Below are 24,675 nucleotides of genomic sequence, written 5' to 3'. Positions count from 1 at the left end.
TGCGATCTTCGGCAGCGAGCGGAGGTACAATACGGGGTTTCGAAATTCGACCCCAGAAAGCTTCCCATGAGTCTCAAATGCGGCATCGTCGGCCTGCCCAACGTCGGCAAGTCCACCCTGTTCAACGCCCTGACCAAGGCCGGCATCCCGGCTGAAAACTACCCGTTCTGCACCATCGAGCCGAACGTCGGCGTCGTCGAGGTGCCGGATCCGCGCATCGAGCAACTGTCGGCCATCGTCAAGCCGGAGCGCGTCGTGAAAGCCATCGTCGAGTTCGTCGACATCGCGGGCCTGGTGGCCGGCGCGTCGAAGGGCGAGGGCCTGGGCAACCAGTTCCTGTCGCACATCCGCGAAACCGACGCCATCGTCAACGTGGTGCGCTGCTTCGAAGACCCGAACGTGATCCACGTGGCCGGCAAGGTCAGCCCGATCGACGACATCGAAGTCATCCAGACCGAACTGGCGCTGGCCGACATGGGCACCGCCGAGAAGGTGCTGCACCGCGAGCAGAAGAAGGCGCGCGCCGGCGACAAGGACGCGATCAAGCTGGTCGCGATCATCGAGAAGATGCTGCCGCACCTGAACGAAGGCCAGCCGGTGCGCACGCTGGGCCTGGACGCCGACCAGCTGGAACTGATCAAGCCGATGTGCCTGATCACGGCCAAGCCGGCCATGTTCGTGGCCAACGTGTCGGAAAGCGGCTTCACCGACAACCCGCTGCTGGACCAGCTGACCGAGTTCGCCAACAAGCAGAACGCCCCGATCGTCGCGATCTCGGCCGCCATCGAAGCGGAAATCGCCAACCTGGACGACGCCGACAAGCAGGAATTCCTGAGCGACCTGGGCATGGAAGAGCCGGGCCTGGACCGCCTGATCCGCGCCGCCTTCAAGCTGCTGGGCCTGCAGACCTACTTCACCGCCGGCGTGAAGGAAGTGCGCGCCTGGACCGTGCCGATCGGCGCCACCGCCCCGCAGGCGGCCGGCGTGATCCACACCGACTTCGAACGCGGCTTCATCCGCGCGCAGACCATTTCCTTCGATGACTACATCGCCTACAAGGGCGAAGGCGGCGCCAAGGAAGCGGGCAAGATGCGCGCGGAAGGCAAGGAATATGTCGTCAAGGATGGGGATGTGTTGAACTTCCTGTTCAACGTCTGACGGAAAGCAGTGTTTCCCTGAAACTGTCGGAAGGGGCGCCGGTCCCGGCATGATTTCGGTGCGGGCACATCGTCGTGCAACTGCGCGGCATGCACCAGGACCGGCGCAACGCAGATGAGTTTGCGCTACTGATTGCCGATGCCGAAGGGCTGCAAACGAAAATGCCTATGGCGCCAGTGCGGCGCCACCCCACCTCCTGCCGCGCCTTTCCGAAGCGCCGGGCGTCAATGCCTCGGGGCCGACCAGGATGCCGTTGTAGCGTGAGGCTGCTCTCTGCAATAGCTTGGCGCGCTTGCGCTCCCCCAGGCCGGCCGCGCGGCGTAGCGCCTCGTCGTATTCGCAGTGCGGCGTCACGCGCGCCTGCTTCAAGGCCATGTAGAGAAACACACGTATCACGTAGCTGACCGCGGCATGCATCGATCGGTGGATGCCGCTCTGATGCGCGAGCCGTTGGCAATCCTCCGCACTCATCGCCGCGGCTAGCGAAGATGAGAAGCGCGAACATGCCAGCCGCCGAAGTATCTCCTGCCTGATTTGCCTGCATAGCGTGCCAGGATCCTGCCAGAGAGGCTAGTGTTCCCGAGTGCATGTGTCCAGCTATCCAGTGCGCCCTGCACACGGAAGTGTACAGGGCAAGGCCTGCCAAGAAGCCAGGTTACGGGGCTGCGAACCAACGCCGGCCCGACGTTCACGAACTCGCCCATCCGTGCAGATTGCCGGGAAACCCTATTTGTGGCAAGCGTTTGAATGTGTCACGTCGGGTTCTGAGCATTGCCGATTTCTCCAGGAAAGCCGTCAGAAAACTGTAGAGATGGCGCAGGGAAATGTGTTGATACTGGTTAAATTCGTTTTGGCAGCCTCCGGGTAACGTGTTCGCTGAGTCTTTTCCACTTCGGCCAAGGCCGCACGGGCAACGGGAGACAATCAATGGGCGAAACCCAGGAGGTCGTGGCGGGTGCCGCACGGTCGGCATTCAGCGGTGCATCCCAGCACAACCGTCTCATGCGGCTCGATTTCCCCTTGAACGATGGTCCGCCCGCGATCCTGCTGCCGAACAAGTTGGTCGCTCATGAGGAGGTGTCGCGGTGCTTCCGCTTCGATGTCGAAGTACTGTCGGATGACGCGCGTATCCCGCTGAAAACGCTGATGGCCCGGATGGTGACGATCTCCCTGGTCCGGGAAGACGGGTCATTACGTTACTTCAATGGCTACATCACTGAATTCCGTTTCCTGCGCGGCGACGGCGGTTTTGCTTTCTACCGGATGGTGCTTGAGCCTTGGCTCGCGTTCGCACGCCTGAGCAAAAACTGCGTTTCGTTCCATAACAAGAACGTGCGGGAGATCACCGAGGAAACCCTGCGGCACTACCGTCAGGCCGACTGGCAGATGTACCCGATCGACGAGTCGAAGCTGACCGTCGCCAACCAGTACAACGAAACCGACTACAACCATCTGCACCGGCGCTGGGAAGCACTGGGCCTCTACTATTGGTACGAGCACAGGTTTGATGGTCACCAGCTCATGATTTCGGATAACAGCTTCATGGCCCCGCCCATCCATGAGGAAATGGTCGTCATTTCGTTCCATGACCAGGGTGGCTCGCACGAAGACGACGGCATTCACGAATGGACGGCAATCCGGCGCCTGGGCTCAGGCCGCGCCACGCTGGCGACTTTCGACTACAAGAACCCTCGCGTGCAACGCGCTGAAGCCGCTTCCCTCAACCAGCAAGGGGATATTTTCCCTTACGAGGTCTACGAGGACACCGGCTCCTACGGCTTTCGCTTGTACTCCGACGGTGAACAACTGGCGGCGCGCCGTATGGATGAAGCGGACAAGGACACGCAGTATTTCGAGGCGAAGGGCAATGAGCGCTTCGTGCTGCCCGGTCGCAGGTTCAAGCTCGGCGGCCACTTCAGCGCCGAGTCGCGCGCACGCCGATACGACGCTGAACCGCGCCGCGGCATTGGAGACCGTTATTACCTGATCCTGTCCGCCGACCACGAGGTATCGAACAATTACCAGGCTGGTCCGGGGGCACCCTCGCGCTACGAAAATCGTTTGAGGTGCATCCGCCAGGACATTCGCTGGCGTCCCGGTCGCAACTACAACAGCGAGCCGGCTACCTACATGGGGCTGCACACGGCCATTGTCGTCGGCCCGGCCGGCGCCGACATCCACACCGACGGCTATGGGCGCGTCAAGCTGCAGTTTCACTGGGACCGGCTGGGTGACTACAATGAGATGAGCTCGCCGTGGATCCGGGTGATGACGCCAGCCGCCGGCGACCAGTTCGGGCAGATCCGCTTGCCCCGCGTCGGCGAGGAAGTGGGTGTCGTCTACGCGAATGGGAATATCGACCATCCGCTCATACTCGGCGCGCTCTACAACCAAACCCACATGCCGCCGTGGTCCCTGCCGGAGCAGCAGACGCTTGCCGGCCTGCGCAGCCGCGAACTGGGTGGCGGGGTCCGCGGCAACCACCTCGTGCTGGATGACACGCCAGATAGAATCCAGGCGCAGCTGAAAAGCGATCACCAGTGCAGTCAACTGTCGCTCGGCCACATCACGCGCATCGAGGACAACGCGGGCCGCAAGGACGCGCGCGGGGAAGGCTGGGAGTTGCGCACCGACGGGCATGGCGTGGCGCGCGCAGCCAAGGGACTATTGATCACGACCGAAGCGCGGCAAGCCGGGCGTGGGCCGATCAAGGACATGGGCGAAACGGCAAACCGGCTGGACGCGGCGCACAAGCTGCACGATGACCAGGCGACCGCCGCACTGCAAGGCTTGGCGCAGGAAAGCGGACAGCAGCACGACGTCGCCGATTCGCTGAAGGCGCAAAATGACGCGGTACGCGGCACCGGCAACGAGTTTCCTGAGCTATCCCAGCCCCACCTCGTCCTTGCTAGCCCAGCGGGAATTGAGACGACCTCGGCACAATCGACCCACATCGCCAGCGCCGAGCACACGGCGCTGACGGCTGGGCGCAACCTTTCGATCGCAACGGGCGACAGCCTGTTCGCAAGCATCAGGCAAACGTTCCGCCTGTTCGTCCACAAGGCCGGCATGAAGCTGGTTGCAGCTTCCGGCAAGATCACGGTGCAGGCGCATGACGACGACATCCAGGTCATTGCCAACAAGGTCCTCTCCCTGATCAGCCAAACCGACTGGATCGACCTGAAGGGGAAGAAAGGGGTGCGGTTGCATGGCCCCGAATGCATGGTCGAAATCACCGACCGCATGCAGGTCTTCGCACCCAAGCCGGCGCTCTTCCACGGTAACCTCGAAACCCTCGCGTCCCAGAATCGGCCGCAACCATCGACGGAGCACAAGATCGCCATTGCGGAACCGAAGACGCCGGAAGATCCGAAGCAGTTGCTCTTCATGCTGCAAACCCATCCGGAAAGCGGCCGCCCGTTCGCGAACGTCCCCTACACCCTTTACAAGAACGGCAGCCAGGTCGACGAAGGGATCACCGACGACCTGGGACGTATCGCCATCGAGCATACGGGCGGGACACCGGGCTACACGGTCGAGCTGGCGAACGGCGAAAAATTCGATCTCAAGGCTTGGGAGAAATTCGATCCCAAGGACAAAGCCTTGCACAGTGAGCAGATGTTGTCGAACCAGGGGGCACGCTCGCTCGATGGATCGGCAGACGGGCGCACGCATTCCTGAATTGGCAGCGAACTGAACAGGGGATCTCATGGGCTCCGAAAACTATCTGCGAACCGAAACGGTTCACATCGACGAAGTCAGCGGCAATGCGACAAGCACTATCCAGTGGTTTGCGGAGAACAAGAACAAGAAGGGAAACGCCACCCATCCCATTACGCACAATAACAAGCTCAGCCTTCATATCTGTGGCAAGGAAGGCTTCGCCGCCATCGCCAAGGACATTCAGGAAGCGAAAGGCAGCATCGACCTGGTGTGCTGGGGTTTCGACCCAGGAATGGAGTTGGTACGAAATGGATACAACTGGCCGCGGGCCGAGACCTATGGCGATCTTTTGATTGCCGCGGGAAAGCGGGGCGTGCAGGTCCGCCTGTTGGTCTGGTATAGCCACAGCGGCGGATTCATACAAGAGCATATGCCGGGCCACACCCATGGGACAAGGCCCTGGCGCACTCAGGAAAGCGATGTGGAAGTCCAGCAAATCAATGCCAAGCGCAGTCTGCAACTGATACAGGAGCATGCCCGGAATAACCGTCACAAGAAGGAATGGAACCTCTCGGGCGACAGGCTGGCGGCCATGGCCAGGGAGGAGTATTGCTGCAGCTGGTACAAAGCGGCATTTGCGGGACGCCTGCAGGGCATCACTATTCGCACGCGCGACGGCGATTCAAGCAGCATCGAAGACTCGCTTGGCCACGAGACGAGAAAGCCCGATGCCGTCGAGAGCAAACTACTGACATACTGCGGGACCCACCATCAAAAGCCGATCCTGATCGACTTCGCCTATAACGACGGCAAGAAAGCCGTCGGTTACGTTATGGGCCTAAACTCCCTGACCGATTACTGGGACACCCCCGAACATGGCGTCGAGAATCCGCTGCGCGAACAAGGCGCGGCCAAGACGAAGAAGGAGCATGCGCAGGGCGTCGACGGCAGCTTCGACTTCGAGACCTTGAAGCCGTACCGTGACTACGCTTGCCGCATTGATGGCGGTCGGGCACTCATACCGCTTCATGAGAATTTCGAGCGGGCATGGGCACGTGCGGGTGGCGGTACGAAGGCCAACCAATACGTGTGCGACAAGCCGCCGTCCGCCTTGTTGCGCAAAGCCGCACCCGGTGACTCGACGGTGCAGATTGTCAGGACGCAGCCCGAAGAAGACGACTTTACGATCAAAGACATTTACTTCAATGCGACCCGGGTGGCTGCTGGAGGGACAGGCTACCTGTACATGGAAAACCAATATTTCCAGTACCAGGACTGGGCCGAGCACTTGCTAGCGATACGAAAAAAAGTCATCGCTGGGTGGAAACGCAGTTGCGCAAAGATCGGAAAGGGCATTGAGGACCTGCCGGTTATGCATGTGTTCGTGGTCATCCCAGCGCCTGAACGTGCAGAGATGGTTCCGCGTACGTACGACACCTTGGCAACCTTGGGCCAGCAGGACGGCATGACCGCCCAGGTCAAGATGATCGAGGAAGCGAATGAAAAGGAAAAGGCCAGGGCTCAGGGAACAGCGTCAAAGCAGCCGTTCTTAAGAAACGTCGCTGACAGGGTCGCGAGCGTGCCACAAGCGTTAACGGACGTCATCCCGACTGCAAACAGCATTGACAAGCCTTCCGAACTGATCCTCAAGGAAACATTCGGCCTGCGAGTATGCGTTGCCGTGCTTAACGCCTGCGAATTCAACCAGGCGCGGCGCCAGTGGCGTTACCGCGAAATCTACATTCATTCCAAGCTGCTACTGGTCGACGACGGCTTTTTCACGCTCGGCAGCGCCAACCTGAACCAGCGCAGCATGGCGGTGGACAGTGAGATTAATCTCACCACGAACGACCTGCGTCATGCAACCGCCTTGCGAAAACGGATCTGGTCGCAGCTCACCGGCGGACTATATGACGGCGGAAACGCTACCCGACAGGAAGTCGCACAAACCTTTAAGGACTGGGTAAAGCTAATGAAAAAGAACAAGGAAAGACAGAAATCGCCCTCAACCGCTCCGAAGGAAAAGCTGATGGAGGGCTTTATCGTCCCGCTGGACGATGGTCGAAGCTCGACTATCCGCTTCGGTTGAGCCATGCGCACCCTTGCCGCTTTTCCCCTACGGCGTTGCCGCAATTTGGCAACCTTCCTGATGAGTCTCACTTTCCTAATGGCCTGCGATATGGACAAAACCAAGGTCCCCCCCCACATGCAACCCCTGCCGCCATTCAATCCGCACATCGCCTCGTTCGAATGCCAGACCGAAGCGAGCAAGGGGCCACCGATCGATGCCCAGGCCGAAGACTGGTTCCTGGAGGCGCGCGCGTTAGAAGATCGCACAGTTCTCATCGAAGAGCCCGACTACAAGCAGGTCGTTCAGTTGACCCGTCAGGCCGGCGAACGGCATCACTGGAAGGCGATGCTGAACCTGGCCAGTCTGTACATTGAAAAGCACGATCCGCCACATGGCGCGACCGAGGCGGTGGCCCTGGTGTCCGAGGCCATGGAACTGGGTGTACCGGCCGCCTACGACCGGATGGGCACCTACTATCTTAACGCCACGGGCGTGAACGGCGATCCCGACCGAGCCTACGCCTTTTTCCAGAAGGCGGCAGCGATGGGTAGCCCGCATGCCATGCACTTCCTGGGCGAGAAGATGGACGCGGGCGCGGACAACCTGAAGCCGGGCTACTGGGGCAACATCCCGATTGCGATCAAGATGTTCGAGTGCGCGCTAGCCCAAGGCTACGGCCCGGCCGCAGAAGAACTGGAATACATGTATGACGTCCCCAGGGCACCGGATGGTTCGGAACTTGGCAGGGCGACTCAGCAAACTCGCGACCGCGTGATGCGCGCCCTGCACGAGGGCGTGAAGGGCGGCTGCAAGAGCTGCGCAAACAGCTTGGCTATCGAGTTTGACCACCCTAGCAAACTAGAAGACATGTTCGTACCGTTCATCGACAAGGCACGTGCCCAACGTTACAACATGCTTGGTGACGCACTCGAGTCCAACCCCGACCGCCGCTTCCCGAACCTCGACAAGATCCTGCCCCTGCCACCGGCACCACTACCGCCATGGGATGGAACCCGCAAAAGCCTGCTCGCGACGGCCATGGCCGTCGTGCCCGCGTCCGAGGCTCCGGCACCGACCGAAGCCTCGCTCAGGAAGGGACGCTACTTCCTCGACAGCGCCTATGCCTTTAGGCCTATAGCGGAAACGACCGACGCGCCCCAGGCGCCTTTCGCCAGCTACTGGCAACCTATGGCGCCAAAGGAATCCGCCGAGGTACGCGCCTTCCTTGCCACGGTTCCACCCGGCCTCTACAGCAGGGGCGAGGCATTCGAACAGCCGCGCTACCCGAGCGGCACGGGAAAGGGTGCCATTGCCGGGATCGTTTGGCAGCGCGTGCTTACCGTCCACAACAACGGCGGCATGGTTGCGCCGCGCACGGCGCTCAGGTTGTCCCGGCACGTCCCGCGCTTGGCCCCGCCCGTGGAATGTAGCGGAAACAAGGTCTGCCCGATCACGGGAACCTGGCAGCCTTGGCTTGCGCCTGGCCATCCGCTGGAACAGGAAGTCAATCAGGCCTGGCGACAGCGCTGGCTGACCGCAGGACAATCTTTCCCCGACCCCAAGCGCGACTGGATGCTGCCACTGGAGAGTGCCGAGTTGAAGTGGCATCTGTTGGAGGCGGATAAACCAACGGGGAAATGACTCGGCTGATTATGTCGAAACGTCGCGCTCGCGCAAGTTCGTTGCTTTAGGCAACGCACCGTGGCGGACCGGCCATCAATCAGCATCGGGAGGTGATTGAACATGAAGCATGAAGGGCGTGGCGTAATTCGATTGAATGACAAGACGGACCACGGCGGTGAGGTTATTTCTGTTTCATCCGGCACTATCGTGATGGGGACTGAAGCAGCGCTTGCCGACGATCTCACCTTCTGTCCTCAATGCAAAGGGAAGTTTCCTATCAAGTCCGACGGTGCCGGCGCCAAACACCAGGGGCGGTCTTACGCCTATGACAACGACCTCACCGCTTGCGGCGCGAAGTTGATTGCCTCGATATGAGAGCTACCGCGTTCGTATAAGGCGGTTCAAGTCGAAATCGCATGTCAGCTATGGACATGCGTCGGACGAAATTTTTCATAGAAGATTCAATAGCCCAGGCTCGTGTCAGCGGGTTGTAATTCCGGGGGGGGGCTGGCTTGTCTTTCCTGCCGCGTCGCGCCCGCACCACAAGCGCTCCCATCGGTGCGCGGCCCGTCCGCGCCCGGTGCTACAACGGCACGTCATGCACCCACCATGGAGATTGCCATGCAACACCTCCCCGCCCTGCTGGCCGTGGCCGGCGCGCTCGCCATGCCAGCCGGCCCCGCGCATTCCGATACGCTGCCGTTCGTCACGTTCACCAGCACCGGCACGATTACCCGCGGCGACGACTACATCGATTATTTCCATAACGGCGGCGTGCTGATCGGGCAGCAATTCACCATGTCGCTGACGGTCGACGTCAGTACGTTGTCGCTGTTTCCGTCCAATCCGGATGCCGTCGTGTACGGGAATGCGACGGACACGGCCGTCTCCTGGGGCGAACTCACCATCAACGGCCGCACGTTCTCGTGGGCCAACGACCAGAGTTCCAGCTACGTCATCAAGCGCAACCCGGCGGACGCGGGACATGGCGCGTCCATCGATACATGGGGCATCGCCAACGACGGCATCTCCGTCTATGCTTCCACGGACATTCGCTCGCTGTACAATCGTTTCCTCCCGGACCGCGACATCACGCAGCCCGTCGTGTTCGACATGGGCGCGCCCTACATGGAAGGGGAGACCTATGTGTCGGTCAACGGCGGCACGCAGGGATTCGACTTCAGCGCGACCCGATTGGCCAGCGCCGCGTGGACCGTCAGCGCGGTGCCGGAACCGGGCAGCTACGCGATGCTGGCCGCCGGCCTGGCCGTGGCGGGACTGGCGCGGCGCAGGAAGCGGTAGCAGGCCGGCGCGCAGCCGGCGTTCAACTCGAGGAGTCCAGCACCGATGTCCCTCCGCGCCCTGCGCACCCTGCTCGCCATCGCCAGACACGGCTCCTTCGCCCGCGCCGCCGACGCCGTCCACCTGACCCAGTCCGCCGTCAGCCTGCACGTGCGCGCGCTGGAGCAGGAGTTCGATGCCGTGCTGTTCGACCGGACCAGGCGCATCCCGGTGCTGACCGATGCCGGCCGCCGCGCCGTCGAGCGTGCGCAACAGATCCTCGACCTGTACGATGGCATCGCCGGCGAGCTGGGCGAGGGCGGCGAGCTGCACGGGCGCCTACGCATCGGCGCCATCAACACGACGCTGGCGGGCATCCTGCCGGCCGCGCTGGCCGTGCTGCGCGAACGCCATCCGCGCGTGCGCGTGCTGGTCCATTCCGGCATGTCGGCCGAGCTGGCGGCACGCGTCGATGCCGGCGAACTCGATGCGGCCGTCACGACGGAGCCCGTCAAGCCGCATCCGGCGGGCCTCGTGCATGCGGGCCTGTACCGCGAGGGCTTCTGGGTGATCGCGCCGCCGGAACTCGGCGGGAGCGATGCAGCGACCCTGCTGCGCGACCACCCGTTCATCCGCTTCGACCGCCATGCCTGGGCCGGCCGCACCATCGATGCCGAATTGCGGCGCCTGCGCCTGGACGTGCAGACCAGCATGGAGCTGGACAGCCTGCAGGCCATCGTGCACATGGTGGCGTCCCGCCTCGGCGTGGCCGTCGTGCCGCTGTCCGAGCGCACGCGGGCCGCGCTGCCGGGACTGGTGTGCCTGCCGTTCGGCGCGCCCCAGCTGGAACGCAAGGTCGTCCTGCTCGAACGCGAGGACCGCCGCGCCGGCCGCCTGGCGCAGGCGCTGGCCGAGGCGATCCGCCTGGAAGCGGGCGGCGCCGCCATCCATGAGAAAAACTTGGGTTGATACCGATTTAATATCGTTTTTACTCATGGAATAATGCCGTTATCCTTGCGGCATGACGACGACCCTGCTGCTTGCCCTCATTCCCATCGCCCTGTTGATCGCCCTGGGTGCCTGGCTGCGCCATGCGCGCTTCATCGACGACGCCTTCTGGCCCCATGCGGAAAAGCTGGGCTACTACGTGCTGCTGCCTGCGCTGTTCCTGCACGGCCTGGCGACGGCCAAGCTGGATGGCCTGCCGGTCGCCGCGATGGCGGCGGCGCTGGTCTGTTCGACGGTGCTGGTGGCGCTGCTGCTCGTCGTCCTGCGCAAACGGCTGGCCGTCGACGATCCCGCCTTCACCTCCGTGTTCCAGGGCGGCGTGCGCTTCAATAACTACGTCGGCGTGTCGGCCGCCGCCGGCATCTGGGGCGCGCAGGGCATCGCGCTGGCGGCCGTCGGCAATGCGGCGATCGTGCCGACGGTGAACGTGCTGTGCGTGCTGGTGTTTGCCCGCTACGGCAGGAACGGCAAGCCGTCGTTCAAGGCCGTGGCGCGCCAGCTGGCCGCCAATCCGCTGGTGCTGGCCTGCGTCGCCGGCATCGCGCTGCACGCGACGGGACTCGGCTTGCCGGCCTTCGCCGAACCGGTGTTCAAGGCGCTGGGGCAGGCGTCGCTGCCGCTCGGCCTGTTGTGCGTGGGCGCGGCGCTGGACTTCTCGGCGGCGCGGCGCTGGATCGGGCCGGTCGGCATGGCGTCCGTCGCCAAGTTCGCCGGCATGCCGCTGGCGACGCTGGCCGCCTGCCACGCCTTCGGCCTGCACGGCCCGGCGGCGCTGGCCGCGCTGCTGTTCCAGTCGCTGCCGACGGCGTCGTCCTCCTACATCATGGCGCGCCAGCTCGGCGGCGATGCGCCGCTGATGGCGGGGATCATCGCGGTGCAGACCATCGTGGCCGGGGTGACGATGCCGTTGTCGTTGCTGGGCCTTGCCGGGTTGTTGTGATCCGTCGGGATGGTGCGCTCGGGGAGCGCACCCTACTGGGGTTGGCCGGTTTGTTGTGATCGGGTGGGCATGGTGCGCTCGGGGAGCGCACCCCACGGCGGAAACGGGATCGTAGGGTGCGCACCCCGTGCGCACCATGCGCACCGGACTGCATGTCACACAGCCGTTAAATTCCTGTCATCAAGCTGACATACGCGTCTTCTATCCTCGCCGGGATTGCCGCACCGCCGGGTGCGGTCCCCCACGATCATCTGGAGAGATTGACGCATGACCTCGAATACCGACCTGTCCCGCCGCCGCATGCTACGCCTGTTCGGCGCCACCCCGATGCTGCCCCTGGGCGCCGGCGGCATCACCGCCCTGCTGGCAGGCTGCGGCGGCGGCGACGACGACGTGGCGCCGGTGACCACCGCCCCGGCTCCGACCTACGCCAGCGTCGTCTTCAGCGGCATGAACGCCCCGGCGCTGACCGATGCCGCCTCGATGGCCAAGACCTACGTCGCTTCCGGCATGACCGTCAACTTCAGCGATACCAGCAAGATCGACTTCAAGCTGGCCTACCAGACCTTCTTCGTCACCGGCGACATGGTCCCGGACGGCAAGGGCGGCACCATCCTGGCCGGCGGCTACTACGACATCAACAACAAGCCGATCGTCGACACCACCGTGGCCGGCAAGGAGCGCCAGTTCTTCTCGGATTCGCCGGACGGCACCTCGCTGCTGACCGTGCCGAACGCCAGCGTCGCCGGCGTCAAGGGCAATACCGTGTTCGCGGTCGTGCAATTCGAATACACCACCTGGGCCCAGGACGGCAAGACCGACATGTACGGCAAGCTGCCGTCGCCGATCGCCGTGCTGACGCTGGACCAGGACAAGACCACCGGCAAGCTGTCGCTGGTGAAGTACCACAACGTCGACACCTCGAGCGTCAACGGCCTGTGGATCACCTGCGGCGCCAGCCTGTCGCCGTGGGGCACCCACCTGTCCAGCGAAGAGTACGAGCCGAACGCCTTCACCGCCGCCGGCGACGCCCAGTTCAAGGCCTACAGCAAGAACCTGTACGGCGACGAAACGAAGGCCAATCCGTACAACTACGGCCACCTGCCGGAAATCACCGTCAACCCGGACGGCACCGGCAGCATCAAGAAGCACTACTGCATGGGCCGCATCTCGCACGAGCTGGTGCAGGTGATGGGCGACAACCGCACCGTGCTGATGGGCGACGACGCCACCAACGCCGGCTACTTCGTGTTCGTGGCCGACAAGGAAAAGGACCTGTCCTCGGGCACCCTGTACGTCGCCAAGGTCGGCGCCGGCTTCTCGCTGGACCCGGCCGCCGCCGCGGCGCCGCTCACCTGGATCAAGCTCGGCTCGGCCACCAGCGCCGAGATCCGTTCGCTGGCCGCCTCGGTCAAGCCGGCCGACATCATGGACGTCAAGACCGCCGATCCGCAGGACGCCACCTACACCAAGGTGGCCGCCAGCGGCCGCATCGAGTGGATCAAGCTCAAGCCGGGCATGGAAAAGGCCGCGGCCTTCCTGGAAACCCACCGCTACGCCGCGCTGGTCGGCGGCTCGATGGGCTTCACCAAGATGGAAGGCACCACCGTCAACCTGCGCGACAAGGTCGCCTACTCGGCGCTGGCCAATGCCAACGGCTCGATGGTCGCCGGTAATGCGCTGAACGTGCCGGGCAACGGCGTGTCGATCCCGAAGGCGCTGACCGCCGGCGCCGTGATGGCGCTGAACATGAAGGGCGGCCAGAAGGATACCGCCGGCAACGCCATCAACAGCGAGTGGATGCCGGTCGACATCAAGGCGCTGCTGATCGGCGAGGACATCGCGGCCGACGCGCTGGGCAATACCGCCAACCCGAACAAGATCGCCAGCCCGGACAACCTGAAGTTCTCGGAGAAGATGCGCACCCTGTTCATCGGCGAGGACAGCGGCAACCACGTCAACAACTTCCTGTGGGCGTACAACGTCGACACGAAGCAGCTGGCGCGCGTGCTGTCGACCCCGTCGGGCGCCGAGTCGACCGGCCTGCATGCGGTGGACGACATCAACGGCTGGACCTACATCATGAGCAACTTCCAGCACCCGGGCGACTGGGGCGGCATCCACAACATCGTCAAGGGCACGCTGGATCCGCTGATCCGCGCGAACTACAAGGACAAGTTCGGCGGCGCCGTTGGCTACCTGACGGCGGATGCGTCGCAGATCAAGCTGGGCAAGTGATGTAGGGTGGACGGGTCTCCCGTCCACGCGTTCGACCAGCGTAAGCAGGCCGCGCGGGTAGTTGCGTAGGGTGGACGGGTCTCCCGTCCACGCGTTCGACCAGCGTGAGCAGGCCGCACGGTAGCCCACACGCCGACTGGACGCGTGGACGGCGTAGCCGTCCACCCTACGCAAAACCGTCGTACGGCGTCGTCCCCGCGCAGGCGGGGACCCAATCTTGCATGTTCAAAACAGCGCCGCCAACTCCCGCGCGGCCGCCTGCGGATCGTCGGCCCGGTACACGCTGCTGATCGCCGCCACCATGTCCGCCCCGTTCTCCACCAGCACGCGCGCGTTCTGCGCCGTCATCCCGCCGATCACGACCACCGGCAGCGCCAGCCGCTCGCGCGCCAGCGCGACGATGCCCGGCGGCGTCGTCACCGCATACTGCTTGACCAGCGACGGATAGAAGCCGCCGAACGCCACGTAGCTGGCGCGCGCGTCCGCCGCGGCCTGGGCCAGGGCGAAGTCGCCGTAGCACGAGGCGCCGACGATCTTGTCCGGCCCCAGCGCCGCGCGCGCCGCCGCCAGCGGCGCGTCGGTGGCGCCGACGTGGACGCCGTCGGCGTCGAGTTCCAGGCACAGCGCCACGTGGTCGTTGATCACCAGCGGCCGGCCGCGCCGGCGGCACAGGCGCAGCAGGGCGCCCGCCTGCTCGCGCCGCAGGGCCGGGCCGGCATGCTTGTGGCGGTACTGCACGAGCGCCGCGCCGCCGCGCAGCGCCTGGTCCGTGGCGTCAAGCAGGCGGTCGGTGTCGTCCCAGTCGGGGGTGACCAGGTAAAGTCCTCGCATCATGGGTTTGCCTCCTTCATGGATGGATGCGGCGCGGGATGCGCTGGCCCGGCGCGATCGCGTACGCGTCGGCCAGCGCCTGGTTGCAGTAGCGCTGGCCTTTCTCGAGCGCCTGCGCCATCGGTTCGCCCAGCGCCAGGCGGGCGGCGATGCTCGACGCCAGCGTGCAGCCGCTGCCGTGGAACTCGCCCGGCAGGCGCGGCCAGCGCCAGGCGCGCTCGCCCGCGGCGCTGGTCCAGCGGTTGACGACCTCGTGGCCGCCGCCGTGGCCGCCCGTCACCAGCACGTGCGGGCAACCGGCCAGGCGCGCGCCCAGCGCCGCCGCTTCCGGCAGGTTCGGCACCAGCACGGTCGCCACCGCCAGCAGCGGGGCGAGGATGGCCGCGGCATCGCCGTCCGCGAGCCGGTCGCCGTGGCCGCTGGCCAGGACCGGGTCGACCACGACGGGCAGCGCGGGCTGCGTCTCGCGCAGCTGGCGCACGACGTCGGCGATCGCCCGGGCGTTCGCCAGGTTGCCGGGAATGCCGACCTTCACGGCGCCGATCGCCATGCGCTCCAGCAGCGCGCCGGCCTGGCACCGCAGCACCAGGTCGCTCACCGCTTCGATGGCGTGCACGCGGTCGTTGTCCTGCACGGTCAGCGCGGTGACGACCGGCAGCGCGTGCGCGCCCTGGGCCGCGATCGCCTCGATGTCGGCCTGGATGCCGGCGCCGCCGGACGGATCGAGTCCGGCGAACACCAGCACGCAGGGCCGCACGGGCGGACGCAAAGAAGGCGCCAGTGCGGCCATCACACCCGCCCGGCCATCGGCGAGGACGGCGATGCGGCGAAGCGGCGCGCCATGCGGCCGGCGAGCCAGGCTTCGCGCCCGCCCTCGACGGCCAGGCGCATCGCGCGCGCCATGCGCACCGGATCGCGCGCCAGGGCGATGGCGCTGTTCATCAGCACGCCGTCGCAGCCCAGTTCCATCGCGACGGCGGCGTCCGACGCCGTGCCCACGCCGGCGTCCACCAGCACCGGCACCTTGGCCTGCTCGATGATCAGCGACAGGTTCCACGGGTTCAGGATGCCCATGCCGGAGCCGATCAGGGACGCCAGCGGCATGATCGCCACGCAGCCGATGTCTTCCAGCATGCGCGCCTGGATCGGGTCGTCGCTGCAGTAGACCATCACGTCGAAGCCGTCGCGCACCAGCTCCTCGGCGGCGCGCAGCGTCTCCGGCATGTTGGGGAACAGGGTCTTCTCGTCGCCCAGCACCTCCAGCTTGACCAGCTTGCGGCCGTCCAGCAGTTCGCGCGCCAGCTGCAGCGTGTAGACGGCGTCCTTGGCCGTGTAGCAGCCGGCGGTGTTCGGCAGGATCGTGTAGCGGCTGGGCGGCACCGCGTCGAGCAGGTTGGGCTGGCCCGGGTCCTGGCCGATGTTCACGCGGCGGATCGCCACCGTGATGATCTCCGCTCCGGCCGCCTCGGTCGCCGCGCGGGTCTGGTCCAGGTCGCGGTACTTGCCGCTGCCCACCAGCAGGCGCGAGTTGTAGCGTTTGCCGGCGATGGTCAGGGGCCGGTCTTCGTGCATCGTATTCGTCATCGTCGTCTCCGATCTTGGAAGGAATTCAACCGCCGCCGATCGCGCGCACCACGTCGACCCGGTCGCGGGCCTGCAGCAGCGTGTCGGACCAGCGCTCGCGCGGCACCACGCGGCGGTTCACGGCCAGCGCCAGCGCCTGCCCGGACAGGCCGAGGGACTCGACCAGCGCATGCAGGCTGGCGTCGTCGGGCAGGACGTAGGGCGCGCCGTTCAGTTCGATCTGCGCCATGCTCACTCCTTGTGGTACAGCGCGGCGCCGCGGCGCATGAACTCGACCGCCTTCACCTGCATGCCGTGCGCCAGCGCGTCCTTGTCGCGCAGGCCCTGGCCGGCCGCGTAGTCGCGCACTTCCTGGGTGATCTTCATCGAGCAGAAATGCGGGCCGCACATCGAACAGAAATGCGCCACCTTGGCGGAATCCTTGGGCAGCGTCTCGTCGTGGAATTCGCGCGCCTTGTCCGGGTCGAGGCCGAGGTTGAACTGGTCTTCCCAGCGGAATTCGAAGCGCGCCTTCGACAGCGCGTTGTCGCGGATCTGCGCGCCCGGATGGCCCTTGGCCAGGTCGGCCGCGTGCGCCGCGATCTTGTAGGTGACGATGCCGTCCTTGACGTCGTCCTTGTCGGGCAGGCCCAGGTGCTCCTTGGGCGTCACGTAGCACAGCATCGCGGTGCCGTACCAGCCGATGTTGGCCGCGCCGATGCCCGAGGTGATGTGGTCGTAGCCGGGCGCGATGTCGGTGGTGAGCGGGCCCAGCGTGTAGAACGGCGCCTCGTGGCACTGCGCCAGCTGCAGGTCCATGTTTTCCTTGATGAGCTGCAGCGGCACGTGGCCCGGCCCCTCGATCATGGTCTGCACGTCGTGCTGCCAGGCGACCTGCGTCAGCTCGCCGAGGGTCTTCAGTTCGGCCAGCTGGGCCTCGTCGTTGGCGTCGTAGATCGAGCCGGGACGCAGGCCGTCGCCCAGGCTGAAGGCGACGTCGTAGGCCTTCATGATCTCGCAGATCTCCTCGAAATGCGTGTACAGGAAGGATTCCCTGTGGTGCGCCAGGCACCACTTGGCCATGATCGAGCCGCCGCGCGAGACGATGCCGGTGAGCCTGTTGGCCGTCAGCGGCACGAAGGGCAGGCGCACGCCGGCGTGGATGGTGAAGTAGTCGACGCCCTGTTCCGCCTGTTCGATCAGCGTGTCGCGGTAGATCTCCCAGGTCAGCTCCTCCGCTTTTCCGTGCACCTTCTCCAGCGCCTGGTACAGCGGCACGGTGCCGATCGGAACCGGGCTGTTGCGGATGATCCATTCGCGCGTCTCGTGGATGTGCTTGCCCGTGGACAGGTCCATCACGGTGTCGCCGCCCCAGCGCGTGGCCCACGTCATCTTCTCGACTTCCTCGCCGATGGACGACGTGACGGCCGAGTTGCCGATGTTGGCGTTGATCTTCACGAGGAAGTTGCGGCCGATGATCATCGGTTCCGATTCCGGGTGGTTGATGTTGGCCGGCAGGATGGCGCGGCCGCGCGCGATCTCGGCGCGCACGAATTCCGGCGTGATCTCGCGCGGGACGGCGGCGCCGAACGACTGGCCCGGATGCTGGCGCCCCAGCAGCGCGGCCATGCGCTTGCCGGTGGGGCCGGCCTCGTCGAGCGCGCGCAGGTAGTCGGCGCGGCGCAGGTTCTCGCGGATGGCGACGAATTCCATCTCGGGCGTGACGATGCCCTGGCGCGCATAGTGCATCTGGGTGACGTTGCGGCCGGGCGCGGCGCGGCGCGGCTTGCGCCGCAGGTCGAAGCGCAGCGCGGCCAGGTTCGGGTCGTGCAGGCGCGCGATGCCGTAGGCGGACGTCGGACCGGGCAGCTCCTCGGTGTCGGCGCGTTCGCCGATCCAGCCGGCGCGTAGCGGCGCCAGGCCCGAGCGGATGTCGATGCGCGCCTGCGGATCGGTGTAGGGGCCGGAGGTGTCGTAGACCCATACCGGCGGGTTCGGCTCGGCGCCGAACGAGGCGGGGGTGTCGGCCTGGCGCACCTCGCGCATCGGCACGCGGATGTCGGGCCGGCTGCCGGTCACGTAGACCTTGCGCGAGTTGGGGAAGGGTTGCAGGGCCGCGGCATCGGCCGTGGCGCTGGCGGAGAGGAATTTCGGATCGGCGTTCAAGTGCACTCCCTGTTGCTGAAGATCGGTCACTGAAGATCGGCGATCCAGCTCGGAGGAGTGCAAAGATGCGTGCGGACGAACGGCGTACGGGCACGCGGAACTCTGTAGCTTCCCTTCGCTGGCATTATCCAGATCAGGTTCGGAGGGTATGTCTCACCCGCGCCCGTGACGGCGCAGGACCCCTAGCGTTTGTGCCGGCCGCCCGTGGGGGCAGCCGACCGCGGCGAGTGTACGCCGGTTTCAGCGGGTTGGCAATCGGTCCGGCGCGGCCGGTTCGGCCAGCATCGCCAGCAGCCGCGCGCGGCGCCGTTCGAGGTCGGCGATCTGGCGTTCGATGGCTTCCAGGCGCCGGCGCTGGGCCGGCGTGGTCTCCGGGCACATCGCGGCGCCCTCGACCAGCAGCATGCAATCGGGGAAGGCGCGGATCTCGGCGATGCCGAAGCCGCTGGCGATCAGGCGCTGGATCTGCCGCACCCGGGTGACGGCGGCCGGCGCGAACAGGCGGTAGCCGTTGGCGGCGCGGGTGGAAGCCAGCAGGCCGTGCTCGTCGTAGTGGCGCAGCGAGCGGATGCTGGCGCCGGTCAGGCGCGCCAGCTTGCCGATCGACAGGAGGGAAGGGGAGGCGTCCATGGCGGTGACGGATTTCGCTTGAGTCTCACATCGATGTGAGGGTCCAGACTAGCACATCCCATCATCGAAGGAGCATCATCATGCATTTCACGCGCATCCGCGCCGGCCTGCGCGGCCTGCTGCTGGCGGGCCTGCTGGCCTTGTGGACCCTGGCCCAGGCGGCCGACCGGCACTACACCGTGACCGCCCCCGACGGCGTCGCGCTGGCGGTCCAGGAAACCGGCAATCCCGACGGTCCCGCCATCGTGTTCATCCATGGCCTGCTGGGCAGCCGCCTGAATTGGCAGGCCCAGCAGGACAGCGCGCTGCTGCGGCGCTACCGCCTCGTCAGCTACGACCTGCGCGGCCATGGGTTGTCGGGCAAGCCGGCCGACCCCGCCGCCTACCGCGAAGGGCGGCGCTGGGCCGACGACCTCGACGCCGTGCTGCGCGCCAGCGGGGCGCGGCGGCCGCTGCTGGTCGGCTGGTCGCTGGGCGGCGCGGTCATCTCGAACTACCTGGCCGCCTACGGCGACGGCGCCATCGGCGGGGCCGTCTACGTGAACGGGGTCGTCGAACTGGCCGCCGACCAGATCGTGGCGCATCCGCAGGTCTACCGCGACATGGTCTCGCCCGACCTCGCCACCCACCTGGACGGCGAGCGTGCCTTCCTGGCCCTGTGCTTCGCGCGCCGCCCGGCGGCCGCGCTGTTCGCGCGTTTGCTGGCGAATGCCGCCATGGCGTCCTGGGACATGCAGGCGGCCGTGCAGTCGATGACGGTCGACCTGTCCGGGCTGCGCCAGGCCCGGGTGCCGGTGCTGCTGCTGTACGGCGAACGCGACGCGCTGGTCAAGGCGCACGCCGCCATCGCGCGGGCGCGCCAGCTCAATCCGCGCGTGCGCAGCATCGTGTATCCCCGATCCGGCCACGCGCCCTTCGTCGAGGAAGCCGACCGCTTCGCTCGCGACCTGGCCGCCTTCGCCGCCAGCGCCGCCGGCAGGTGACCCTCCGGGGAGATGGCATGACGGCCGGTTTGGTGCGATACTGTCGGCCCTCCCCGAACCGGCGATCTTTCCAGCATGGCTACCCTGACCCAGTTGCTCATCTACCCGATCAAGTCCTGCGCCGGCATGGCCGTCGCCTCCGCGACGCTGCTGGAATCCGGCCTGGCCGCGCAGGGCGTGCACGATCGCGAATGGATGCTGGTGACCGGCCAGGGCCAGTTCCTCACCCAGCGCGAGCATCCGCGCATGGCCCTGCTCGCGCCGCGCCCCGACGGCGCCGCGCTGCGCGTGAGCGGCCCGGGCATGCCCGACCTGTGCCTGCCGCTGGCCTGGGACGAGCAGGCGCCGGTGCGCGAGGTGCAGATCTGGGACGACGTCGTGGCGGCCGCCGACTGCGGCGATGCGGCCGCGGCCTGGTTTTCCGATGCGCTGGGCGCGCCGTGCCGGCTGGTGCGCTTTCGCCGCGACGTCGTGCGTCCGACCAGCGTCAAGTGGACCGGCGGCGTGCCGGCGCAGACGCGCTTCGCCGACGGCTATCCGCTGCTGCTGATCGGCCAGGCTTCGCTGGACGACCTGAACGCGCGCCTGGCCGGCGCCGGCCGCGCCGCGCTGCCGATGGACCGCTTCCGCCCGAACCTGGTGGTGGACGGCCTCGAGGCGTTCGAGGAAGACTTCCTGGAGGCGCTGCACACGCAGGACTGCGCCGTGCGGCCCGTGAAGCCGTGCGCGCGCTGCCCGATCCCGTCGATCGACCAGGCCACCGGCATCCCGGGACCGGACCCGCTCGACATCCTGCAGACCTACCGCGCCAACCAGCGCATGGAAGGCGCCGTGTGCATGGGCATGAACTGCATCGTCGTGCGCGGCGCCGGTGTCGTGCTGCGCGTCGGACAGGAGCTGGACGCCGAGCTGGCGTTCTGATGGCATCGCAGCCCGCGCGCGCGCCGCAACTGGTCGTCCTGCTGCACGGCGTGGGCGGCGTGCCGGCCGACATGGCGCCGCTGGGCGAGCGGATCGCCGCCGCGCACCCGCACGCGCGCATTGCGGCGCCGCCCGCGGCCCACGCGTACGACCTGGGGCCGCGCGGCCACCAGTGGTTCTCGGTGGACGGCATCACGGAAGAGAATCGTCCGGCGCGCATCGACGCCGCGCTGCCGGCCTTCGCCGCCACGGTGCGCGCGCTGCAGCGCGCGCACGGCGTCAAGCCGGAACGAACGGTGCTGGCCGGCTTTTCGCAGGGCGCGATCATGGCGCTGGCGGCGTGCGCGCGCGAGCGGCTGGCCGGCCAGGTGCTGGCCATCGCCGGCCGCTTCGCGCCGCTGCCGGCGCGCTGGGAGTCCGGGGCCGCGGTCGGCCTCGTGCACGGGCGCATGGACGGCATCATGCCGGTCGCGCACAGCGAGCAGGCCGCGCGGCGCCTGGAGGCGCTCGGCGTGCCGGTGCGGCTGGAACTGGTGCCGCGCGCCGTGCACATGCTGTCGCCGCCGATCCTGGAGGCCGCGCTGCGGGCCTGGCACGGCATGCCGCCGCACGGTTGAGTTGACAAGACGGCAAAGCCGTCGCAGGCGGATCTGACGTCGCGACAACGCCGGCGGCGGTTTTCGTTTGCAAGCCGCCGGACTTGGCGTAATGTTAGGGTAATTGCTGAAGGGGAACAACCAATGCACGAGCGCGGCGCCAGTGTGCGCGAACTCATCGCCGAGAACGAGGCCCTGCGCCGCCAGCTCGCCAGCCTGATCGACCAGGCCGAAAGCAACCACGCCATCATGATGCGGCACCAGGCCTTCGACCTGGAGATCGTCGGCGCGGCCAGCTTCCAGGAACTGGTCGGCACCATCTTCCGCCTGCTGCCCGTGGTCTCGCGCCTGGACGCGGTGACGCTGTCGCTGGTCGACACCGGCGCCGACATCTATACCGTGATGCTCAAGCTGGGCGTCGACTTCGAGGTGCTGCCCGACCTGCTGTTCCACGAAAGCCCGGAGGAACTGGGCTACGACCTGGCGTCCGGCCAGGCGCCGGCGCCGCGCCTGTGCCCGTTCGACGCGCGCGCCCAGCGCCACCTGTTCCCCTATCCGCCGCCGGGACTGGCCAGCGTCGCGCTGGTGCCGCTGCTGCGCAACAAGCGCCTGATCGGCAGCCTGAACCTGGGCAGCCGCGATCCCGGCCGCTTCACGCCGGTGCTGGGCACCGACCTGGTCCAGCACATGGGGTCGATCATCGCGATCTGCCTGGAAAACGTGATCAGCAACGAGATGCTGAAGTACATCGGCCTGACCGACGCGCTCACCGGCGTCTACAACCGCCGCTACATGGACCGGCGGCTGGTCGAGGAAATCGCGCGCGCGCAGCGCCAGGCCTACCGCATCTCGTGCATGTACATCGACGTCGATCATTTCAAGCAGGTCAACGACACCTACGGCCACCTGGCCGGCGACGACGTGCTGCGCGAGGTCGCGGCGCGCATCAAGGCCGAGCTGCGCATGTCGGACGCGCTGGGCCGCTTCGGCGGCGAGGAATTCGTGGCGCTGCTGATCGACGCCGACATCGGCAGCGCCAGCCTGGTGGCCCAGCGCATCCGCGCCAGCGTGGCCGACGAGCCGGTGCTGCTGCCGGACGGGCAGGCGCTGTCGGTGTCGGTGTCGATCGGGGTGGCGACGCTGGACGACTTCGAGCGCGACCACGCGATCGAGGGCGTGGCGCAGCAGCTCGTGATGCTGGCCGACCAGGCGCTGTACCAGGCCAAGCAGAACGGGCGCAACCAGGTGGTCGCGAGTCCGTGACCGGGCGACCGCGCCCCCGGATATGCAGGGTGGACGGGTCCCCCGTCCACGCGTTCAATCGCCGCCCGCCGCGCCGAAGTGGCGCTTCAGGTGCGCCAGCGCCGCGCGCACCTTGGCTTCCTCGCCGTCGCGCCGCGGCGTCAGCGCCCACACCGGCAGGCTGGCCGGGCGCCATGCCGGCAGCACCGGCACCAGGAGGCCCTGGCGCAGCGCCGGCTCGGCATCCACGCGCGCCAGGCGCGCGATCCCCAGCCCCTGTTCGCACATCTGCTGCAGCGCGACCTGGTTGTTGCTGACGATGCGCGCCTGCGCCGTCGCGCGCTCGCGCCGTCCATCCTCCGCGCGCAGCTCCAGTTCCAGCGTCACCGCCTGCGCGCCGCCGGCGTGGCCGGCGCGCTCCAGCGCCAGCCACTGGTGCGCGTCCAGCTCGCGCGGGCCGGCGGGCGTGCCGTGGCGTTCCAGGTAGGCCGGCGCGGCGCACAGCAGGCTGTCGAAGTCGCACAGGCGGCGCGCGATCCAGTTGGTGTCGGCCAGGCGGCCGACGCGGAGCGCGACGTCGATGCGCGCGCCGATCAGGTCGATCATCGCGTCGTCGAGCAGCAGGCGCAGGCGCAGCAGCGGCGCGTCCGCCAGCAGCGGCGCCAGCGCCTGCGCGATGTGGCCCGCGAAGCCGACCGGCGCCGCCACCCGCAGTTCGCCGGTGGGCGCGTCGCGCGCCTGGCGCAGCGCATCGGCCGCGGCGCGCGCCGCTTCCAGCATGCGCCGGCAGTGCGGGTAGTAGCGCTGGCCCGCCTCGGTCAGCGCCAGCTTGCGGGTCGAACGGTGCAGCAGCGTGACGCCGCCCTGGCGCTCGAGCGCGCGGATCGCCTGGCTGACCGCGGAGGCGCTCATGCCGAGCCGGCGCGCGGCCGCGCTCATGGAGCCGGCGTCCACGGTCTCGGCAAAAATGGCCAGTGGTTTCAATTCATCCATCGTTAAGTCCCGCTTCAAGGTCCTTGCCATTCTAGGGGACTTATCGGGCGATCGTGAAGCCAATAGCATGGGTGCTTTCAACCATGCCATGGAGTACACATGAAGATCGCCCTGATCGGCGCCACCGGATTCGTCGGCGCCGCCGTCCTGACCGAACTGCTGGCGCGCGGCCACGACGTCACTGCGCTGGTGCGCAACCCGGACCGTCTGGAAGCGCGCGCGCAGCTGGCGCCGCGCGCGCTCGACGCCACCGACCCGGACGCGGTGGCGCAGGCCGTGCGCGGCCACGATGCCGTGGTCTCGGCCTTCAATCCGGGCTGGGACGCTCCCGGGCTGTACGCGAAATTCATGGAAGGCAGCCGCGCGATCGCGCGCGGCGTCGAGGCCGCGGGCGTGCGCCGCCTGCTGGTGGTCGGCGGCGCCGGCAGCCTGTTCGTGGCGCCCGGCGTGCAGCTGGTCGACACGCCGCAATTCACCGACCACGTTCCGCCGAACATCGTGCCGGGCGCGCAGGCGGCGCGCGACGCCCTGGCCGAGCTGCAGGCCAATACCGCGCTCGACTGGACCTTCCTGAGCCCGCCGGCCATGCTGGCGCCGGGGGAGCGCAGCGGCGCCTATCGCGTCGGTGCCGATGCGCTCTTGATGGACGGCGAGCGGCCCGCCGGCATCTCGGTGGCCGACCTGGCGGTGGCCATCGTCGACGAGATCGAGCGGCCGCGCCACGTGCGGGCGCGGTTCACGGTGGCCGCCGCCGCGTAACCGGATCTG

22 protein-coding genes and 1 riboswitch are annotated in these 24,675 nt (G+C 66.9%); of the genes, 14 read left to right on the top strand and 8 right to left on the bottom strand.

Going from position 1 to position 24,675, the window contains the following annotated elements:
- The first annotated feature begins 66 nt into the window (after positions 1-66).
- A complete protein-coding gene (ychF, locus tag QZ749_RS08140; RefSeq protein WP_296945390.1) occupies positions 67-1,158 on the top strand; it encodes a redox-regulated ATPase YchF in 1,092 nt (363 codons plus the stop codon).
- A 165-nt stretch (positions 1,159-1,323) separates the two neighbouring features.
- Here the strand turns inward: ychF and QZ749_RS08135 are convergent, their stop codons facing one another.
- Complete coding sequence (locus tag QZ749_RS08135) at positions 1,324-1,629, bottom strand: hypothetical protein (RefSeq protein ID WP_296945388.1); 306 nt, start codon at positions 1,627-1,629, stop codon at positions 1,324-1,326.
- 456 nt (positions 1,630-2,085) lie between these two features.
- On the opposite strand from QZ749_RS08135, the gene QZ749_RS08130 reads away from it, so the two are divergent.
- The 8 genes from QZ749_RS08130 (at position 2,086) to QZ749_RS08095 (ending at position 13,982) form a co-directional block, all read left to right on the top strand.
- On the top strand, positions 2,086-4,839 hold the full coding sequence (locus tag QZ749_RS08130) for a type VI secretion system Vgr family protein (RefSeq protein WP_296945386.1): 2,754 nt from the start codon (positions 2,086-2,088) through the stop codon (positions 4,837-4,839).
- A 28-nt stretch (positions 4,840-4,867) separates the two neighbouring features.
- Positions 4,868-6,910: a phospholipase D-like domain-containing protein gene (locus QZ749_RS08125; protein ID WP_296945385.1), complete on the top strand. Its 2,043-nt coding sequence runs from the start codon at positions 4,868-4,870 to the stop codon at positions 6,908-6,910.
- A 3-nt stretch (positions 6,911-6,913) separates the two neighbouring features.
- Positions 6,914-8,533: a tetratricopeptide repeat protein gene (locus tag QZ749_RS08120; RefSeq protein WP_296945383.1), complete on the top strand. Its 1,620-nt coding sequence runs from the start codon at positions 6,914-6,916 to the stop codon at positions 8,531-8,533.
- A 102-nt stretch (positions 8,534-8,635) separates the two neighbouring features.
- Positions 8,636-8,890, top strand: a complete 255-nt coding sequence (locus QZ749_RS08115; protein ID WP_296945382.1) for a PAAR domain-containing protein — start codon at positions 8,636-8,638, stop codon at positions 8,888-8,890.
- A gap of 246 nt (positions 8,891-9,136) precedes the next feature.
- Positions 9,137-9,817 (top strand): PEP-CTERM sorting domain-containing protein, encoded by a 681-nt coding sequence (locus QZ749_RS08110; protein WP_296945381.1) that lies wholly within the window; start codon positions 9,137-9,139, stop codon positions 9,815-9,817.
- A gap of 45 nt (positions 9,818-9,862) precedes the next feature.
- A complete protein-coding gene (locus QZ749_RS08105) occupies positions 9,863-10,765 on the top strand; it encodes a LysR family transcriptional regulator (RefSeq protein ID WP_296945380.1) in 903 nt (300 codons plus the stop codon).
- Positions 10,766-10,817: 52 nt separating this feature from the next.
- Positions 10,818-11,744: an AEC family transporter gene (locus QZ749_RS08100; protein WP_296945379.1), complete on the top strand. Its 927-nt coding sequence runs from the start codon at positions 10,818-10,820 to the stop codon at positions 11,742-11,744.
- Positions 11,745-12,011: 267 nt separating this feature from the next.
- On the top strand, positions 12,012-13,982 hold the full coding sequence (locus QZ749_RS08095; protein ID WP_296945376.1) for a PhoX family phosphatase: 1,971 nt from the start codon (positions 12,012-12,014) through the stop codon (positions 13,980-13,982).
- A 225-nt stretch (positions 13,983-14,207) separates the two neighbouring features.
- Here QZ749_RS08095 and thiE read toward each other — a convergent pair whose 3' ends face one another.
- The 6 genes from thiE to QZ749_RS08065 form a co-directional block, all read right to left on the bottom strand.
- Complete coding sequence (thiE, locus tag QZ749_RS08090) at positions 14,208-14,813, bottom strand: thiamine phosphate synthase (RefSeq protein ID WP_296945470.1); 606 nt, start codon at positions 14,811-14,813, stop codon at positions 14,208-14,210.
- A 16-nt stretch (positions 14,814-14,829) separates the two neighbouring features.
- Positions 14,830-15,603 carry a hydroxymethylpyrimidine/phosphomethylpyrimidine kinase gene (locus QZ749_RS08085; protein WP_296945374.1) on the bottom strand — a complete coding sequence of 258 codons (774 nt, stop codon included), beginning with the start codon at positions 15,601-15,603 and terminating at the stop codon, positions 14,830-14,832.
- A complete protein-coding gene (locus tag QZ749_RS08080) occupies positions 15,603-16,397 on the bottom strand; it encodes a thiazole synthase (RefSeq protein WP_296945372.1) in 795 nt (264 codons plus the stop codon). The genes QZ749_RS08085 and QZ749_RS08080 overlap by 1 nt, the downstream gene beginning before the upstream one ends.
- A gap of 25 nt (positions 16,398-16,422) precedes the next feature.
- Positions 16,423-16,626, bottom strand: coding sequence for a sulfur carrier protein ThiS (gene thiS, locus QZ749_RS08075; RefSeq protein ID WP_296945370.1), 204 nt, complete (start codon positions 16,624-16,626; stop codon positions 16,423-16,425).
- A 2-nt stretch (positions 16,627-16,628) separates the two neighbouring features.
- Entirely contained in the window at positions 16,629-18,542 is a 1,914-nt protein-coding gene (thiC, locus tag QZ749_RS08070) for a phosphomethylpyrimidine synthase ThiC (protein WP_296945368.1), read from the bottom strand.
- A 93-nt stretch (positions 18,543-18,635) separates the two neighbouring features.
- Positions 18,636-18,736: riboswitch (TPP riboswitch) on the bottom strand.
- Positions 18,737-18,782: 46 nt separating this feature from the next.
- A complete protein-coding gene (locus tag QZ749_RS08065) occupies positions 18,783-19,172 on the bottom strand; it encodes a MerR family transcriptional regulator (protein ID WP_296945367.1) in 390 nt (129 codons plus the stop codon).
- A gap of 80 nt (positions 19,173-19,252) precedes the next feature.
- Here QZ749_RS08065 and QZ749_RS08060 point away from each other — a divergent pair, with 80 nt between their 5' ends.
- The 4 genes from QZ749_RS08060 to QZ749_RS08045 all read left to right on the top strand — a co-directional run bounded on the left by QZ749_RS08060 (position 19,253) and on the right by QZ749_RS08045 (position 22,935).
- On the top strand, positions 19,253-20,155 hold the full coding sequence (locus QZ749_RS08060; RefSeq protein WP_296945366.1) for an alpha/beta fold hydrolase: 903 nt from the start codon (positions 19,253-19,255) through the stop codon (positions 20,153-20,155).
- A gap of 75 nt (positions 20,156-20,230) precedes the next feature.
- Positions 20,231-21,076 (top strand): MOSC domain-containing protein, encoded by an 846-nt coding sequence (locus tag QZ749_RS08055; RefSeq protein WP_296945364.1) that lies wholly within the window; start codon positions 20,231-20,233, stop codon positions 21,074-21,076.
- Entirely contained in the window at positions 21,076-21,693 is a 618-nt protein-coding gene (ypfH, locus tag QZ749_RS08050) for an esterase (RefSeq protein ID WP_296945362.1), read from the top strand. The genes QZ749_RS08055 and ypfH overlap by 1 nt, the downstream gene beginning before the upstream one ends.
- A 123-nt stretch (positions 21,694-21,816) precedes the next feature.
- Entirely contained in the window at positions 21,817-22,935 is a 1,119-nt protein-coding gene (locus QZ749_RS08045; protein ID WP_296945360.1) for a diguanylate cyclase, read from the top strand.
- Between the two features lie 54 nt (positions 22,936-22,989).
- On the opposite strand, the gene QZ749_RS08040 is transcribed toward QZ749_RS08045, so the two are convergent.
- Positions 22,990-23,907: a LysR family transcriptional regulator gene (locus tag QZ749_RS08040; protein ID WP_296945358.1), complete on the bottom strand. Its 918-nt coding sequence runs from the start codon at positions 23,905-23,907 to the stop codon at positions 22,990-22,992.
- A 99-nt stretch (positions 23,908-24,006) separates the two neighbouring features.
- Between QZ749_RS08040 and QZ749_RS08035 the strand changes: the two genes are divergently transcribed.
- Positions 24,007-24,666: an NAD(P)-dependent oxidoreductase gene (locus tag QZ749_RS08035; RefSeq protein WP_296945356.1), complete on the top strand. Its 660-nt coding sequence runs from the start codon at positions 24,007-24,009 to the stop codon at positions 24,664-24,666.
- Positions 24,667-24,675 lie beyond the last annotated feature (9 nt).

This window comes from uncultured Massilia sp. (genome assembly GCF_913773735.1).
GTDB lineage: Bacteria > Pseudomonadota > Gammaproteobacteria > Burkholderiales > Burkholderiaceae_D > Telluria.
This window is presented reverse-complemented; position numbering and strand designations above follow the sequence as displayed.